This window comes from Caulobacter sp. FV1ye13L, assembly GCF_058681155.1.
The window spans coordinates 3558294-3573873 of record NZ_CM178732.1; the positions used below are offsets into that span (position 1 = coordinate 3558294).

Annotated in this window: 15 protein-coding genes; 11 read left to right on the forward strand and 4 right to left on the reverse strand. The window is 67.0% G+C overall.

The features are described from left to right. Nucleotides 1-9: 9 nt before the first annotated feature. Nucleotides 10-1380, forward strand: coding sequence for a tetratricopeptide repeat protein (locus tag ACW176_RS17265; RefSeq protein ID WP_492110009.1), 1371 nt, complete (start codon nt 10-12; stop codon nt 1378-1380). A 10-nt stretch (nt 1381-1390) separates the two neighbouring features. On the opposite strand, the gene ACW176_RS17270 is transcribed toward ACW176_RS17265, so the two are convergent. Further along, nucleotides 1391-3058, reverse strand: coding sequence for an MFS transporter (locus ACW176_RS17270; protein ID WP_492110010.1), 1668 nt, complete (start codon nt 3056-3058; stop codon nt 1391-1393). 222 nt (nt 3059-3280) lie between these two features. Here ACW176_RS17270 and ACW176_RS17275 point away from each other — a divergent pair, with 222 nt between their 5' ends. The 8 genes from ACW176_RS17275 (at nt 3281) to spt (ending at nt 11097) form a co-directional block, all read left to right on the forward strand. Further along, nucleotides 3281-3559, forward strand: coding sequence for an HU family DNA-binding protein (locus ACW176_RS17275; RefSeq protein WP_492057151.1), 279 nt, complete (start codon nt 3281-3283; stop codon nt 3557-3559). Between the two features lie 259 nt (nt 3560-3818). Then, a complete protein-coding gene (lptC, locus tag ACW176_RS17280) occupies nt 3819-4343 on the forward strand; it encodes an LPS export ABC transporter periplasmic protein LptC (protein ID WP_492110011.1) in 525 nt (174 codons plus the stop codon). Nucleotides 4344-4362: 19 nt separating this feature from the next. After that, nucleotides 4363-5526 (forward strand): CDP-glycerol glycerophosphotransferase family protein, encoded by a 1164-nt coding sequence (locus ACW176_RS17285; RefSeq protein WP_492110012.1) that lies wholly within the window; start codon nt 4363-4365, stop codon nt 5524-5526. After that, nucleotides 5523-6881, forward strand: a complete 1359-nt coding sequence (locus tag ACW176_RS17290) for a lipopolysaccharide biosynthesis protein (RefSeq protein ID WP_492110013.1) — start codon at nt 5523-5525, stop codon at nt 6879-6881. Before ACW176_RS17285 ends, ACW176_RS17290 begins: the two co-directional genes overlap by 4 nt. Nucleotides 6882-6883: 2 nt before the next feature. Beyond that, on the forward strand, nt 6884-8587 hold the full coding sequence (locus tag ACW176_RS17295) for a fatty acyl-AMP ligase (protein ID WP_492111957.1): 1704 nt from the start codon (nt 6884-6886) through the stop codon (nt 8585-8587). A gap of 2 nt (nt 8588-8589) precedes the next feature. Continuing rightward, nucleotides 8590-9534: an NAD-dependent epimerase/dehydratase family protein gene (locus tag ACW176_RS17300; RefSeq protein WP_492110014.1), complete on the forward strand. Its 945-nt coding sequence runs from the start codon at nt 8590-8592 to the stop codon at nt 9532-9534. 91 nt (nt 9535-9625) lie between these two features. Beyond that, nucleotides 9626-9877, forward strand: coding sequence for an acyl carrier protein (locus ACW176_RS17305; RefSeq protein ID WP_419321242.1), 252 nt, complete (start codon nt 9626-9628; stop codon nt 9875-9877). A 2-nt stretch (nt 9878-9879) separates the two neighbouring features. Next, the gene (spt, locus tag ACW176_RS17310; protein WP_419321241.1) at nt 9880-11097 is read left to right on the forward strand and encodes a serine palmitoyltransferase; all 1218 of its coding nucleotides are present in this window, start codon (nt 9880-9882) and stop codon (nt 11095-11097) included. Between the two features lie 21 nt (nt 11098-11118). Here spt and ACW176_RS17315 read toward each other — a convergent pair whose 3' ends face one another. Genes ACW176_RS17315 through ACW176_RS17325 form a run of 3 tightly spaced genes read right to left on the reverse strand, consistent with a single transcriptional unit; the run spans nt 11119 to nt 14008 of the window. Next, nucleotides 11119-12048, reverse strand: coding sequence for a hypothetical protein (locus ACW176_RS17315; protein ID WP_419321240.1), 930 nt, complete (start codon nt 12046-12048; stop codon nt 11119-11121). Continuing rightward, entirely contained in the window at nt 12045-12962 is a 918-nt protein-coding gene (locus ACW176_RS17320; RefSeq protein WP_492110015.1) for a diacylglycerol/lipid kinase family protein, read from the reverse strand. Before ACW176_RS17320 ends, ACW176_RS17315 begins: the two co-directional genes overlap by 4 nt. Beyond that, on the reverse strand, nt 12962-14008 hold the full coding sequence (locus ACW176_RS17325; protein WP_492111958.1) for a CDP-alcohol phosphatidyltransferase family protein: 1047 nt from the start codon (nt 14006-14008) through the stop codon (nt 12962-12964). The genes ACW176_RS17320 and ACW176_RS17325 overlap by 1 nt, the downstream gene beginning before the upstream one ends. 159 nt (nt 14009-14167) lie before the next feature. Here ACW176_RS17325 and ACW176_RS17330 point away from each other — a divergent pair, with 159 nt between their 5' ends. Together ACW176_RS17330 and ACW176_RS17335 are read left to right on the forward strand one after the other, a co-directional pair. After that, entirely contained in the window at nt 14168-15061 is an 894-nt protein-coding gene (locus ACW176_RS17330) for a metallophosphoesterase family protein (protein ID WP_492110016.1), read from the forward strand. A gap of 79 nt (nt 15062-15140) precedes the next feature. Then, complete coding sequence (locus tag ACW176_RS17335; RefSeq protein ID WP_492110017.1) at nt 15141-15578, forward strand: HIT family protein; 438 nt, start codon at nt 15141-15143, stop codon at nt 15576-15578. The last annotated feature ends 2 nt before the right edge of the window (nt 15579-15580 follow it).

Sequence of the window (15580 nt, forward strand, 5' to 3'; positions counted from 1 at the left end):
GGTGGCGCCATGCGCACAGACTATCTCGGCAACCCTGTCTCCGCCGCCAGTGACGCCGCCCGGGCGGCGGTGGACGATTTCATCGCCGGCTTCCTGGCCTACGAGACCCGCGCCGCCAACATCCTGGCGGCCGCCGACGCCGCGCCCGGCGAGCCGTTGCTCAACGCCTATGCGGCCATCCTGTGGCTGCTGCTCGAAGCGCCGGACGCTGCAATCCGCGCCGCGCCCTATCTGGCCCGCGCCCGGGCCGCGCTCGATGGCGCCAACGAACGGGAGCGCCAGATCGCGGCCTTCGTCTCGGCCTGGTCCGTCGACGACATCCCCGGCGCGCTGTCGATCGCCGACGCCATTCTCGAGGCCTGGCCGCGCGATCTGCTGATCCTGAAGCTGCGGCAGTACCACGACTTCAATCGCGGCGACTTTCCCGCCATGCTGCGCGCGGCCAGTCGCTGCCTGCCCGCCGCCGCCGACATTCCTCACCTGCATGGCATGCTGGCCTTCGCCTACGAGCAGTGCCACCTGCTGGACGAGGCCGAGGCCGCCGCCCGCCATGCCCTGTTCCTGCAGCGCAAGGAGCCCTGGGCCCAGCACGCCCTGGCTCATGTCATGCTGACCCAGGGCCGCATCGACGAGGGCGTCGCTTTCCTGGAGGGCGTGCGCGATACCTGGGCCGACCTGAACTCGTTCATGGACACCCACCTATGGTGGCACCTGGCGCTGTTCTATGTCAGCCAGGGCCGGTTCGAGGCGGCGCTGGCGGCCTATGATGAGCACTGCTGGACGCAGTCCAGGGACTATTCACAGGATCAGGTCGGGGCGGTGTCGCTACTGGCCCGTCTGGAGCTGGCCGGCGTCGATGTCGGGCCGCGCTGGAGCGATCTGGCCGACCATCTCGCCGCCCGCGCCGATGACGTCGTGCAGCCTTTCCTGTCGCTACAATATCTGTTCGGCCTGGCCCGAGCCGGTCGGCCCGAGGCGGACCAGCTTCTGGCGGCGATCCGGCGGGCGGCCGTCGAGGCTCCCGACTTCGTTCGTCCCACCTGGCGTGATGTCGCCCTGCCCGCCGCCGAAGGTCTGGTCGCCCATGTGCGTGGCGACTATCCGGCCGCCCTGCGAGGCCTGCGCGCGGCCCTGCCCCGTCTGGCCGAAGTGGGTGGCAGCCACGCGCAGCGCGATCTCTTCGACCAGATCATCCTGGACGCCCTGATCCGGTCCGACCGCCATTCCGAAGCCCAGCAGATGCTGGAGTTGCGCCGGGGCTTCGATCCCGACGGCCTGCCCGTCAACCAGGCGCTTGCGGACCTGTATGAGCGCCTCGACCTGCCGGCTCAGGCCGCTGTGGCCCGCGAGCGCGTGGCGCGCCGCCGCGCGAGCCTCTAGTCTCGCGACCCTAGGCCTCGATATCGACGTCCTTGGTTTCCTTAAGGAACAGGATGCCGATCACGGCCGTCACCCCCGCCACCACGATCGGATACCAGAGGCCGTAATAGATATTGCCGGTGGCCGCGACCATGGCGAAGGCGGTGGTCGGCAGGAAGCCGCCGAACCAGCCATTGCCGATGTGATAGGGCAGGCTCATCGAGGTGTAGCGGATATTGGTCGGGAACATCTCGACCAGCATCGCCGCGATCGGCCCGTAGACCATGGTCACATAGATCACCAGCAGGGTCAGGATCCCGACCACCAGCGGCTTGTTGACCAGGGCGCTGTCGGCCTTGGCGGGATAGCCTGCCGTCTTGAGCGCCGCCCCAAGCTGGGCCTCCCAGGCCTTCTTGCGGTCCTTGAACGCCGCCTTGTCCAGCGTGTCGCCCGCGAAGGACGGCAGTACGGTCTCGCCGATCCTGACCTGCGCCACGGTCCCGGCGGGAGCCGCTGCGTTCGTGTAGGTGACGCCGGCCTTGGCCAGATAGGATTTGGCCAGGTCGCAGGAGGTGTTGAACACCGTCTTGCCGATCGGATCGAACTGGAACGAGCAGTCGGCCGGGTCAGCGAACACGGTCACCGGCGAGGTTGCGACGGCGGCGGCCAGTTGCGGATTAGCGGCGACGGTCAGGGTCTTGAACAATGGGAAATAGGTCAGGCAGGCCAGAATGCAGCCGGCCATGATGATCCACTTGCGACCGATCCTGTCCGACAGCCAGCCAAACAGCACGAAGAACGGGGTGCCGATCAGCAGCGAGATCGCCACCAGCATGTTGGTCAGGCCGCCATCGACCTTGAGCATTTTTTCCAGAAAAAACAGGGCGTAGAACTGACCGGTGTACCAGACCACGGCCTGACCCGCGGTCAGACCGACCAGAGCCAGAATGACGATCTTCAGGTTGCCCCATTTGCCAAAGCTGTCCGCCAGGGGCTTCTTGGAGCCCTTGCCCTCGTCGATCATCTTCTGGAACGACGGACTTTCGGAAAGCTGCAGGCGGATCCACAGCGACACGCCCAGCAGCAGCACCGAGATCAGGAACGGAATGCGCCAGCCATAGTCCTTGAAGGCGTCCTCGCCGATCACGTTGCGAGTCGCCAGGATGACGATCAGGCTGAGGAACAGGCCAAACGTCGCAGTGATCTGGATGAAGCTCGTATAGAGCCCGCGCCGGTTGGCGGGCGCATGCTCGGCCACATAGGTCGCCGCCCCGCCATATTCGCCGCCCAGGGCCAGACCCTGCAACAGGCGCATCAGCACCAGGGCGATGGGGGCGATGATGCCGATCTGCTCATAGCTGGGCAGCAGGCCGACCACGAAGGTGGACAGGCCCATCAGCAGCATTGTGACCAGGAAGGTGTTCTTGCGGCCCCACAGATCGCCCAGGCGACCAAAGACCAGGGCCCCGAAAGGGCGCACCGCAAACCCGGCCGCAAAGGCCAGCAACGCGAAGATATAGCCCGTCGTCTCGTTCACGCCGGAGAAGAAATGGTGGGTGATATAGGTGGCCAGCGAACCGTACAGGTAGAAGTCGTACCACTCGAAAACCGTGCCGACCGAGGCGGCGCCGATGACCAGTCCGTCCTTGCGACCGACGACAACGCCGTCCTTCGCGCCCGTATGCCCGGCGTCCGCCATGCGTATCCCCCAATTTCTGTTATCGCTACCATGGCATGAGTTGAGCGTCACCACGCTCAGACCCGCATATCTCGGCATGTTGTCAGAGTTTTACGGGGCCAGGGAGGTGAACCTTGCCTTTCGCAACGCAGAAATGCCCGTATTTGCTGGGATGACGTGACAAATCCTTCCCGGTTCGTCAGGCTCGACGCTCCTTGATTCCACATTGGATGAGCTATCAAAATGAACGTTTCCGATCTGGTCGACGCCGCAGTCGCCGCTGACGACAAGCTGACCAAGGCTCAAGCCAAGGCGATCATCGACGGCGTGTTCAAGGCCGTGACCGAAGCCGCCGTTAAGGGCGAAGAAGTTTCGATCCCGAGCTTTGGCAAGTTCAAGGTCCAGGCCAAGCCGGCCCGCACCGGCCGTAACCCGGCCACGGGCGCGGCGATCGAGATTGCGGCCTCCAAGAAGGTCGCCTTCACGCCTGCCAAGCAACTCAAGGACGCCGTCAACGGCTGATCCTTTGGGGTTTGAGACGACCGGCTCGCCAGAGGCGGGCCGGTCGTTGTCTCCATGCCTTCTGGCTCTGGCCTGCCGAATGGCGCGGCTGAGAACCCGTCGAATATCTCTTGGGAGTCGGCTCTGACGGGATTAAGCCGATAGCTCAACGCTTTGCGTACCGGCTGTCATGACCTCGTTTGCTCCGTCCTCAGTCCTCGTCACGAGGCGCAAGATTCGCCCTCGCCGCCGCAAGTCGGTCAGCGCTCTGCGCCTTGTTATGCCTGCTGTCGCAGTGATGGCCATCGGCGCCATCTTGACGCAGGCCGCCATCCACGCTGCCGAAACCAAGGCGTCGAGTGTCGTCGCTGGTGCGCCGTTGCGGATGGAAAATCCGCGCTTTACGGGCTACATGAAGGACGGGCGCGCGTTTCTGATCGTCGCCACCGCCGCGGTACGCGACAAGGTCGACCCCAACAAGGTCGCCCTGGAATCCCCGAAGCTGACGCGCGGCTACGGCTCGGACAATCCCACCCAGATCGTGGCAAGGCTGGGCAATTACGACGAGTCCGGGGGCGCCCTTCTGCTGACGGGCGACGTCGAGATCCAGAATGGCGACGGCTACGCGTTCAAGACCGAAAAAGCCGTGATCGATACGCGCACCGGCGAGGTGATGGGCGACTCCGCCGTGCGCGGCGCGGCCTCGGGCAATCAGGTGCAGGCCGACAGCTATTCGGTGACCGACAAGGGCGACCGGGTGATCTTCAAGGGTCGGGTGCGCTCGCGCCTCAATCCCGGCAATTGATCGGGCCGGCGAAACGCTCATGAGCCCCGTCAGGTCCGCGCCACCCAGGCCCAAGGTCTGCTTTCTCTACATCGCCCAGACGCATCAGATCCTGCACAGCCTGCCCATCGCTGTCGCCCTGGCCAGGGGCTGGCCCGGGATCGAGGTCGAGATCGCCGCCACGACCCAGGAACACCTCGACTACGCCCGCCAGCTGCTGGACGCCCTTGACGGCGCCCCCATCGCCTCGCGCCTGCTGCCCCCGGCCTGGCTGCGCAGGGTGCGCCTGAAAGAGGCCTCGACGCCACCCAAGGCGCTGATGCTGGCCGCCAACGCCATGGCCCTGGGCAAGATGGACGCCATCGTCACGCCCGAGCGCACCACCGCCCTGTTGCGCAAGTTCGGCGTTCACAAATCCATGCTGGTCTATACCCAGCACGGCGCGGGCGACCGGGGCGGGGTGTTCGAGCCGCGGCTGCGCCTGTTCGATCTGGTCATGGCCGCCGGTCCCAAGCAGCGTGACCGCATGGTCGAGGGCGGCTGGGTGAAGCCGGAAAACTGCGCCATGGTCGGCTATCCCAAGTTCGACATCATCGACGCCCTGCCCGGCTCGCCGATGCCGGTCTTCCCCGGCGCAAAGCCCATCGTCGTCTACAATCCACACTTCCACGCCACGCTGGGCTCGTGGCCGCAGTTCGGCGTCAGGGTGTTGGAGCAGTTCGCGGCCGATGACCGCTTCAACCTGATCTTCGCGCCGCACATCCGGCTGTTCGACGGCGCCGGCCCGGCCATGCTGGCCGCCCTGGAGCCGTTCCGAAATCACCCGCGCATCCATATCGACCTGGGCGGCCCCGCCGCCATCGACATGACCTATACCCGCGCGGCCGACATCTATCTGGGCGACGTCTCCAGCCAGGTCTATGAGTTCCTGCGCACGCCCAAGCCCTGTCTGTTTCTCAATCCCGGCCAGATCGCCTGGCAGGGCGATGAAAGCTTCCACCACTGGCAGTACGGCCCGGTGCTGACCTCGGCCAATCACCTGACCGACGCCGTCGAGGCCGCCCGTCTGGGTCATGGCGACTATGTCGATATCCAGAAAAGCGGCTTCGCTGAGAGCTTTGACCTGACGGCTACGCCGTCGTCGGAACGCGCCGCCCGCGCCATCGCCGAGCGCGTGCTGGCGCGGATTTCCATAGCCGCATGACCGCCGAGCGCTCCGTCTTCGCCCGCGTCCTGGCCAATGCCGGGACCCTGCTGGGCGGCCGCACGGTCAACGCCATTGTCGGCTTGGCCTATATCGCCCTGACCGCCCGGGGCCTGGACCCGGCCCAGATGGGCGTCCTGTACCTGATCACGACCTTCGCCCAGTTCCTGGGCGAGGTGGTCAAGTTCCAGTCCTGGCAGACGGTCCTGCAATATGGCGCCGAGCCCCTGCTCAAGAACGACCGCCAGGGCTTTCAGCAGGTGGTGCGCTTTTCGCTGTTTCTGGACCTGAGCAGCGGCCTGGTCGGCGTGACCCTGGGCGTGGTCGGCGCCCTGCTGTTCGGCTCGCTGCTGGGCTGGTCGCGGGACCTCGCGCCCGCCGCGGCGCTCTACGCCCTGACCATCGCGGTGATGACCTCGGCGACCTCGGTGGGCCTGCTGCGCCTGTTTGACAAGTTCCGCTATCTGGCGGGCGAGCAGGCGGTCAGCTCGATCGTGCGGCTGGTGGGCGCGGGCATCGCGTTCGCCCTGCACGCGCCGCTGTGGGCGTTCCTGCTGGCCTGGGCGGCCGGCCCGCTGGCATCGTTCCTCTATGTGGGCGCCATCGCCTGGCGCGAGCTTGCCCAGCGCAGGATGCTCGACGGCTTCAGGCTGATCGGCCCCTTGGGCGAGGGCCTGCCCGGGGTGTGGAAATTTGCCTGGGCGACCAATTTCAGCAGCAGCCTGGATGTGGCCTTCACCCACGTCATCACCCTGATGGTCGGCTCACTGCTGGGGCCCACCCAGGCGGCGCTGTGGCGAATCGGCCGGCAGGTGGCCGACGGCATGGCCAAGCCGGCCCGGCTGGTGGTCCCGGCCCTCTATCCCGAACTGGCCAAGCTCCGCGCGCTCGGCGGCGACGCGGCGATGCGCAAGCTGGCCGGGCAGGTCGCCCTGCTGGGCGGCGCGGTGGCCGGTCTCCTGCTGCTGGTCACCACCCTGTTCGGCAAGCCCCTGCTGAGTCTGATCATGGGCGAGGCCTATGTCGGGGCGTCCGGCGTCATGACCTGGCAGGTGACCGCCGCCGCCATCGGCGTGCTGGCCCTGCCCCTGGAGCCGATGCTGGTCTCGATGCGCGCCGCAGGCGCCGCCCTGCGGGTCCGGATGGTGGTCAGCGTGGTGTTTCTTCTGGCGCTGGCGCCGCTGGTCAAGATGTTCGGCATGAACGGCGCCGGCGCCGCGCTGGTCGGGGCGGCCGTCGCCATGGCCATCGGGATGTTTCTGACACTCCGCGTGCGACTTGCGCGATCGTCCGTCCTCAGTGACAACGAACCCTCTTGCGCCGATGACGCAAACGACGCCAAAGGCGGCAGGTGATGATGATGACTCCGACTGGCGCCGGGCGAACGGTTCGTTTCGCTGATTTCCCCACCCTGACGGCCGCGCTCGACTTCGCGGCTCAGGGCGAGACGGGTGTGAACCTCTATTCGCTGCGCGGCGAACTGGTCGAGGCCCTGCCCTATGCTCGTCTGCGCGAACAGGCGATGGAGTTGGCCCAGCGCCTGCTGGCCGCCGGCGCCCGGCCCGGCGATAGCGTCGGCCTGATCGCCGAAACCGACGCCGACTTCGTCCGCGCCTTCTTCGCCTGCCAGTATGCCGGCCTGCCGCCCGCGCCCCTGCCCCTGCCCGCGCCGCTGGGCGGTCGCGAGGCCTATATCGCGCAGATCGCCCGCATGCTGGCCTCGGCCAAGGCCTCGGTCCTGATCGGCCCGAGCTCGATGGCCGCCTGGCTGCCCGAGATCGCCGCCAAACAGCCGCTGAGCTTCGCCGGGACCCTGGCCGACCTCCCGCCCGCCGCTGGCGCCGAGCTGCCGATCATCGCGCCTGATCGCACCTGCTATCTGCAGTTCTCGTCGGGCAGCACCCGTTTCCCGACCGGCGTGGTGGTCACCCATCGCGCCCTGATGGCCAACGCCCAGGCGATCACCCGCGACGGCCTGCAGGTTCGCCCCACCGACCGCGCCATCTCTTGGCTGCCGCTCTATCACGACATGGGTCTGATCGGCTTTCTGCTGAGCCCCATGACCAGCCAGATGACGGTCGACCTGCTGCCGACCGGAGCCTTCGTGCGCCGGCCGCTGATGTGGCTGGACCTGATGACCAAGAACGGCGGCACCATCAGCTACAGCCCGACCTTCGGCTATGAGCTGTGCGCCCGCCGCGCCGAGGCCGCTTCGATCGAGCACCTGAACCTGTCGGGCTGGCGCAGCGCCGGCCTGGGCGGCGACATGATCCGCACCGGCCCGCTGCGCGCCTTCGCCGAGCGTTTCAAGGCCGTGGGCTTCTCCGAAAGCGCCTTTGTCGCCAGCTACGGCATGGCCGAGGCCACCCTGGCCCTGTCGATGTCGCCGCTGGATCAGGGCCTGAAGGTCGAGACCCTGGACGTCGAGCAGCTGGAACAGGGCCTGGCGGTCATCACCGCTGACACCGATCGCGCCCGCGACTTCGCCCGCAACGGCCCCGTCCTGCCGCACCATGAACTGGAAGTCCGGGGCCAGGACGGCGCGGCCTTGCCCGAGCGCGGCGTGGGCCGAATCTACGCCCGCGGACCCAGCCTGATGCGGGAATATTTCGAGCAGCCCGAAGAGACCGCCCGCGTGCTGTCGGCCGATGGCTGGCTGGACACCGGCGACCTTGGCTATCTGATCGACGGCGAGATCGTCATCACCGGGCGCGGCAAGGACCTGATCATCCTCAACGGCCGCAACATCTGGCCGCAGGACCTGGAATGGACTGCCGAGGCCGAGATCGAGAGCCTGCGCAGCGGTGACGTCGCCGCCTTCTCCACGCCCGGCGAAGGCGAGGAGGTCGTGGTCGTCCTGGTCCAGGCGCGCGGCGGCGATCCCGAGACCCGCAAGGCCCTGGCCGAACAGGTCGCCACGGTCCTGCGCCTGCGCCACAGCGTCGAGACCCAGGTGCATCTGGTCGGCGCCCACGCCCTGCCCCAGACCTCGTCAGGCAAGCTGAGCCGCTCCAAGGCCAAGGCGGCCTTCCTGGCGGGCGCCTACGCCGAGCGCGCCTGACCATGAGCCGGGGTGTCGTTGCGGTCACCGGCGCCACCGGCTTCCTGGGCCGTCACCTTGTCCGCGCCCTGGTTGCGGACGACTGGACCGTGCGGGTCCTGTCCCGGCGCGACATCATAGATCCGGACTGGCAGGGGCTGGAGCCCCGGATCGTCATCGGCGGCCTTTCGGATCGCGCCGCCCTGGACCGGCTCTGCGCGGGCGCGACCCTGGTCATCCATGTCGCGGGCCTGATCAAGGCGCGGTCGCGGGCGGACTTTGATCGCACCAATGTTGACGGCTCCAGGGACGTGGCCCTGGCCGCACGGGCCGCAGGCGCGCGGCTCGTGCTCGTCTCCAGCCTGGCGGCGCGGGAGCCGTCGCTGTCGGACTATGCCGCCAGCAAGCGCGGCGGCGAGGAGGCGGCGCGAGAGGTGATCGGCGACAGCCTGACCATCGTCCGCCCGCCGGCCATCTATGGGCCAGGCGACATGGAAACCCTGGGCCTGTTCAAGGCGGCCCAGACCGCGCCGTTCCTGCCGGCGCTCGATCCCGCCGCCCGGATCGCCATGATCCATGTCGAGGACGCCGTCGCCGCGATCGCGGGTCTGGCCATCGATCACCGGTCTGGGGTCTTCGCCCTGTCGGACGCGCGCACGGATGGATACAGCTGGACCGAGGTGATGACCGCAGCCGCGCGCGCGGTGGGCAAAGCCCCCTACATCGCCCGCGTGCCCACGTGGCTCATCAGCGCCCTGGCGCAACTGTCCGAAGGCCTATCACTCGCCAATGGGAAGATTTCGATTTTCACGACTGGCAAAGCGCGCGAAATGCTCCATTTGGATTGGAGCGTCTCAGACAGCGAAAGTCTTCCCAGAGCTATCGCTCCGCGATACGGGATCGACTCAGGTTTCGCCCAAAGCGTGCAATGGTACCGCGCAAAGGGATTTTTAGTTTCTATGGACTGATTGTAGCAGCCAATTTTGACAGAAATCCGACAATGAGGCTGTTACAATTGGAGCCAGTCAGACCCGCTAACGGGGGTTTCAGCGAGTCGATATGAAAGCGGTTACAGATCTTACCTTGCGTGAAATCGGCCTGGCGGCGTCCTCGGTGCTGGGACGCACCGTTGAGGTTTCCGACGAGACGCATATCGGCCGTGACCTTCAGGTCGACTCCCTGGCTCTGATGAACATCATCATGGAGCTGGAAGACGCGTTCGACATCTCGATCCCGCTTGATCATCTGGCCTCGGTCGAGACGGTGGGCGACTTGTCCAATCTGATAAAAGATCTTCGGAATAAGGGATAACTATGGGGCTGTTCGACAAACATCTCGGCTACCGCGATGCCTATCAAGCGATCCGGGCAGCCGGGGCTGATCCCTTCAACGTCCGACTCGATGCGGTAGTTTCACCGACCGAGGGCGTTATCGACGGCCGCCCCACGATCCTGCTGGGCACCAACAACTATCTTGGTCTGACCTTCGACGCCGAAAGCATCGCGGCCTCGGTCAAGGCAGTGCAGGAGCGGGGCACCGGAACGACCGGTTCGCGGATCGCCAACGGCAGCTTCGAAGCCCATGTCGAACTCGAGCAGGCCCTGGCCAAGTTCTATCGTCGCAAGCACGCCATGGTGTTCACGACCGGCTACCAGGCCAATCTGGGCGTTCTGTCGACCCTAGTGGGTCGCGGCGACCACCTGATCTTGGACGCCGACAGCCACGCCAGCATCTATGACGGTTCGCGCCTTGGCCACGCCGAGGTCATCCGCTTCCGCCACAACGACCCCGAAGACCTCTACAAGCGCCTGCGCCGCATGAAGGACATGCCCGGCGAGCGCCTGATCGTGGTCGAAGGCATCTATTCGATGATCGGCGACACCGCGCCGCTCAAGGAAATCGCCGCTGTGAAGCGCGAACTGGGCGGCTACCTGCTGGTCGATGAAGCCCACTCGATGGGCGTGCTGGGCGAGAACGGTCGCGGCCTGGCCGAACAGGAAGGCGTCGAGGACGATGTCGACTTCGTGGTCGGCACCTTCTCCAAGAGCCTGGGCGCCATCGGCGGCTTCTGCGTGAGCAACATGGACGACTTCGACGTCATGCGCGTCGTCTGCCGTCCCTACATGTTCACCGCCTCGCTGCCGCCGGCCGTGGTCAGTTCGACCCTGGTTGCGCTGAGGCGCCTGGAAGAAATGCCTGAGCTGCGCCACCGCCTGATGGCCAACGCCCGTCGCCTCTATGACGGTCTGACCGAGCTGGGCTTCCAGACCGGCCCGACCGCAAGCCCGATCGTCGCCATCACCATGCCCGATCAGGAACGCGCGATCGGCATGTGGAACGCCCTGCTGCAGAACGGCGTCTATCTGAACCTGGCCCTGCCGCCGGCCACGCCCGACAGCCGTCCGCTGCTGCGCACCAGCGTCAGCGCCGCCCATACCGACGAGCAGATTGAAAAGGTCCTGTCCGTGTTCGCCAGCGTCGGCGCCGCGATGGGTGTAATCGACAACCAGCGCCAGCGCGTTTCCGCCTGACGCCGCCGAAGGCCGGGGCGGCTAAGCCTCGGCCTTTCGCGCCTTCTGGGCGCGCCACAGGTCCCACAGCACGCCCGGCGCGGCCAGCACCGGGTGCTTCTCGCGCCACGGCGTCAACGGCACAGGCACGCCCGTGTGACGCTCGATCTTCCACGCCGCATAGCGGGCGGCGCCCTCGAAGGTGAAGGCGGCCTTGATCAGACGGGCGACGTTCAGCGACTTGCCCATCCGCCGCCGCACCTGCCAGGCGCGCCCGAAACGGGACCGCGCCTCTTCGGTCAGATTGGGCTGGACGGATCCGGGCGCGAGAATGTCCAGAAGGCCCTGTTCGCGCCAGCAGGCGACCAGCAGACGATCATAGCGCTCGGCGTCGAAGGCCAGGATCGACTGCTCGCGACCGCCGCGCTCGACGCGGAACTCGGCCTTGTAGGTCTGCTGGAACAGGGCCGACCAATAGGCCTCTGACGGGCCTTCGACAGGCCCCAGCGCCGCCGCGAACCGCGCGGCCGAGTGGGCGGCCTCGGCTACGGCGTTGATCACGACAGGCTCGATCTCGGCGCTCGAAGACCAGACCAGGGCCGAGGGCTGGACGAAACGCGTCCAGATCGTGGTGTCGATCTCACGCCCCCGCGCCGCCAGAGCGAACTGGGCCAGGGTCATCGACGCGACCTTGGCGCGCAGGGTTCGGCCCTGATGCTCGACCTCGTGATAGCTGACGTCCGGCCAAAGCTTGCGGGCGACCACACCGCGCCAGCCGCGTCGGGCCTGGCTGGTCAGCACATAGAAATCCATGACGCCGTCGAGGTCGCCCGTGCGCAGAACCGAGCCGTAGAACAGCACGGCGACGGGATTTTCAAACGCAGAGACCAGCTGGCGGGCGAAGGCGACGGCATGCGGCGGCGCAGGGGCGCGCAACTCGGCCTCGACCATCGCCAGCACGGGGCTGGTCATGACGCCAGGAACCGCAGGGTAGGCCCAAGAGAGACGGTCAGACCGCCCGATCCTTCATAGACCTCGCCGTCGAGCACAAACGCATCGCAGGTCTGAATGCGCAGGGACTTTGCGTCTCCGCGGCGATAGCCCTGCCTTGCCAGCCATGGCGCATCTCCGCCGCCCAGCAGGGTGATCAAGGCCGATAGCAGCCGCTGGGGCTGGGCGTCGACGTCCAGCGCCTTGAGGCCCTCCCGGGGCGGCCCGAACGGTTTGATGCCCAGGGGCAGGCGCTTCAAGGTCGTCGCCATCAACAGGAAGCGGTTGCCCTTGGGGGCCGGCTCGCCGTCGATGGAAAGCTCGACCGGCACCCCCTCGCGCCAGTGGTCGCGCGCGCCGCCAAACAGCGCGCCCGTCGCCGCACCGACAAGGGTCAGGCCCACAGACAGGCCGTGAAACGCCCCCATCCGGTTGACGCTCTTGGACATCTTGGTGGCCCGCACGAACGCGCCGAGCCCGAACACAAAGCCGCTCATGGCCGCCCGGCCGTCGTCCCAGGACACTTCCAGCGGCGCGCGATACTTGATCACCGCCTTGGGCGAGCGCGCCGCAATCAGCGCTTCGTGCAGCGTCCAGCCCTGTCGGACGCCCAGGTCAATGGCCAGAACATTGGTCTTTCCGGACGGCAGCAGAATGATCAGCGGGGGCGCCTGGCCAAAGGCGCGCGGCAGGAGGCTCAGCACGTCACGGATCGTGCCGTCGCCGCCGTCGATGACCAGCAGCTCAACGCCGCGCGCCGCGAAGGCTATCAGGTCGACCTCCAGCGCCTCGCGCGTGGCCGGCCGCACCAGCATCACATCATCCGGAGCCCAGTACTCCGCGCTGCGCCCCATATTGGCGTGACTGCGCGGATTGTGGACGACGCCAACCTTCATCAGCGCGACAGCCAGGAGGTGACGCCGCCCCTGGGGGTCAGCAGGCCCTGAACGATCTGGCTGGCGTGCACGACGAAGCAGATCGCCGTCCAGGCGGCCACCAGCACGAAGCCGATGTCAGGCCGGCCGACCAGGGTGGTCGCGGTCATGAACAGCAGGTTGGGGTTCCGCCGCGCGGTGATCAGCCGGAAGAAGCTGTCGAACGGCCGCCAGGCGTGCATCTCGACCTTGAACAGCGACAGGAAGATCCCCTCCTCCACCCGCTGGGCCACATAGCCGCCCACCACGATGGCCAGCAGCAACCCGCCGTGCGGCACGGTGAAGCCCAGGGCGCCCAGGCCGACAAACCAGGCCCACCACCAGAACGGCGGGTGGATCAGGTCGATGCCGTGATCGAAGACATTGCCCCACTTGGACGAGGTCAGGGTCACCCGGGCCAGCTTGCCATCGACGGTGTCCAGGAAGGTCATGATCCAGGCGCAGACCAGACCCAGGCCATACTGGCCGGTCCAGAACAGCCAGAAGGCGGCCAGCACCATCAGGAAGCTGGCGAAGGTGACCTGGTTGGGCGTGATCTTGGCAAGAGCACACCAGCGGGTGACGACCCGGGCCGGCGCGGGCCAGACATATTTTGTCACGAGGTCCGTGACGCCCTTGTACGAGCCCTTGAACAACCGCTTCTCGACCGCGTCGACCGTCTCGGGCGTCAGGCGCTCCAGCACCGGCGGCTCGCGCTTGCGCAGCTCGCTGTTATAGGCCGAGCCCAGTTCCATGGCTGTCAGACGCGGGGCCTCACCGACCACAGCAGAAAGGTCCTCACCGACCGCAAGCGCGCGAGCGACCGGCAGGTTGAACGCCACGACGCGGCCGCTCTCGTCGATCAGCGCCACGCCGGGCCGTCCCGCCAGGGCGCGGATCAGCGCCTCATCGAACACCCAGCCGGCGTCGACCACCACCACGTCGCCGTTGGCGGGCGCCGTTTCGCGCGTGACTTCGCTCAGCCCCACGCGCCCATAGATCCGCGACAGGCGCTGGGCCGAGGTCATGCCCCAGATGCGCGTGGACGCCTGGCCGACCGTGATCGCCGCCTGCCTGGCGTCGCCGCCCTGATTACTTCCGCCGGTCAATGTGCGAGAACCCCTGGAAATTCGTGGCGAATGATAAGCAGCTTCGTTTCGTTTATGGCCAAAAAGCGCGATTCTGACTTGTCGATATTCCGCATAGCCCACCTTTCCGACCCGCATCTGCCCCCGCCCGCAGGGGCGTTCGGCTGGCGGGACCTCGCCTCCAAGCGTTTGCTCAGCCGCATCGCCTGGCGGCGCAAGCACAAGGAGCATCAGCCCGACGTGCTGGCCGCCCTTGTCGCCGACATCAAGACCTATGCGCCCGACCACATCGCCGTCACCGGCGATCTGACCAATTTCGCCTCCACCGTCGAGGTTGAGGCCGCGCGCCAGTGGCTGAGCGGCCTTGGTGCGTCAGATAGGATCACCCTGAGCCCGGGCAACCATGACGCCCTGGTCGGCGCAACGGGCCCCGAACGATTCGCCGCCTGGTCGGACTGGCTGGGCGACGGCGACGACGTCGCTTTTCCCAGGCTTCGGATCCGCGACGGTGTGGCGATCATCAATCTGTGCTCGGCCATCCCCACCGCGCCGCATCTGGCAACCGGCCGGTTGGGCCAGGCGCAGCTGACGAGGCTGGAGGCCCTGCTGGCCGACCCCGCTCATCGCGACCTGTTCCGGGTGGTCCTGATCCACCACCCGCCGACCCCGGGCGCTGTTTCAAGGCGCAAGTCGCTGGACGACCGGGAGGGCCTGGGTGCGATCCTGGCCCGCCAGGGCGTCGATCTGGTGCTGCACGGCCACGCTCACGAGGGGCTGGTGGCGACTACGCCGGGTCCGGACGGCGCGGCGATCCCCGTCCTGGGCGTGCCCTCGGCCTCGGCCCTGGGACGGGGCAAGCACCCGGCGGCGCGCTGGCACGCCATCGAGATCCTGCGCGATGGCGCCGAGGCGGTGTCTGTTCGGGTCATCGCGCGCGGACTGGATCCGCAAACCGGTCATGTGGCGGAGCTGGGCCGGTACGTGCTGGCCTAGTGCTGATCGCACTTCCATGAAAAAGCCCGCGTCCCTATTGTGAATCGGCGGCGCGCGACGCCACGGGAAGAGCCCGCACATGACCAATCCAACCGCCGTGAACTTTGGCTACCCCGACACCAGGGTGGCCGAAACCGACCACTGGCTTGTTCTGGTTCGTCCCAAGCAGCCAACTCTTGGGGCCCTGGTCCTTGTATGCAAGGAAGCGGCGGAAGCCTTCTCTCAGCTCAGCCCCGCCGCCTTCGCTGATTTGAAGGTGGCGATCGACGGAATCGAGCGATTGCTGGGCAGGTTCGTGGCCTACGAGAAGATCAACTATCTGATGCTGATGATGGTCGACCGCGACGTGCACTTCCACGTCATCCCCCGATACGAAGGCGCGCGGATCCACGAGGGTCGCAGCTTTGCCGACGCCGGCTGGCCCGCCGCCCCGGCCCTGGGCGCCACCGTGGATCTGGATCCGCCAAGCGCCGCAGCCCTGGCGACCCTGCTGGCCAGGGACTGGTCGGCGGCGTGATC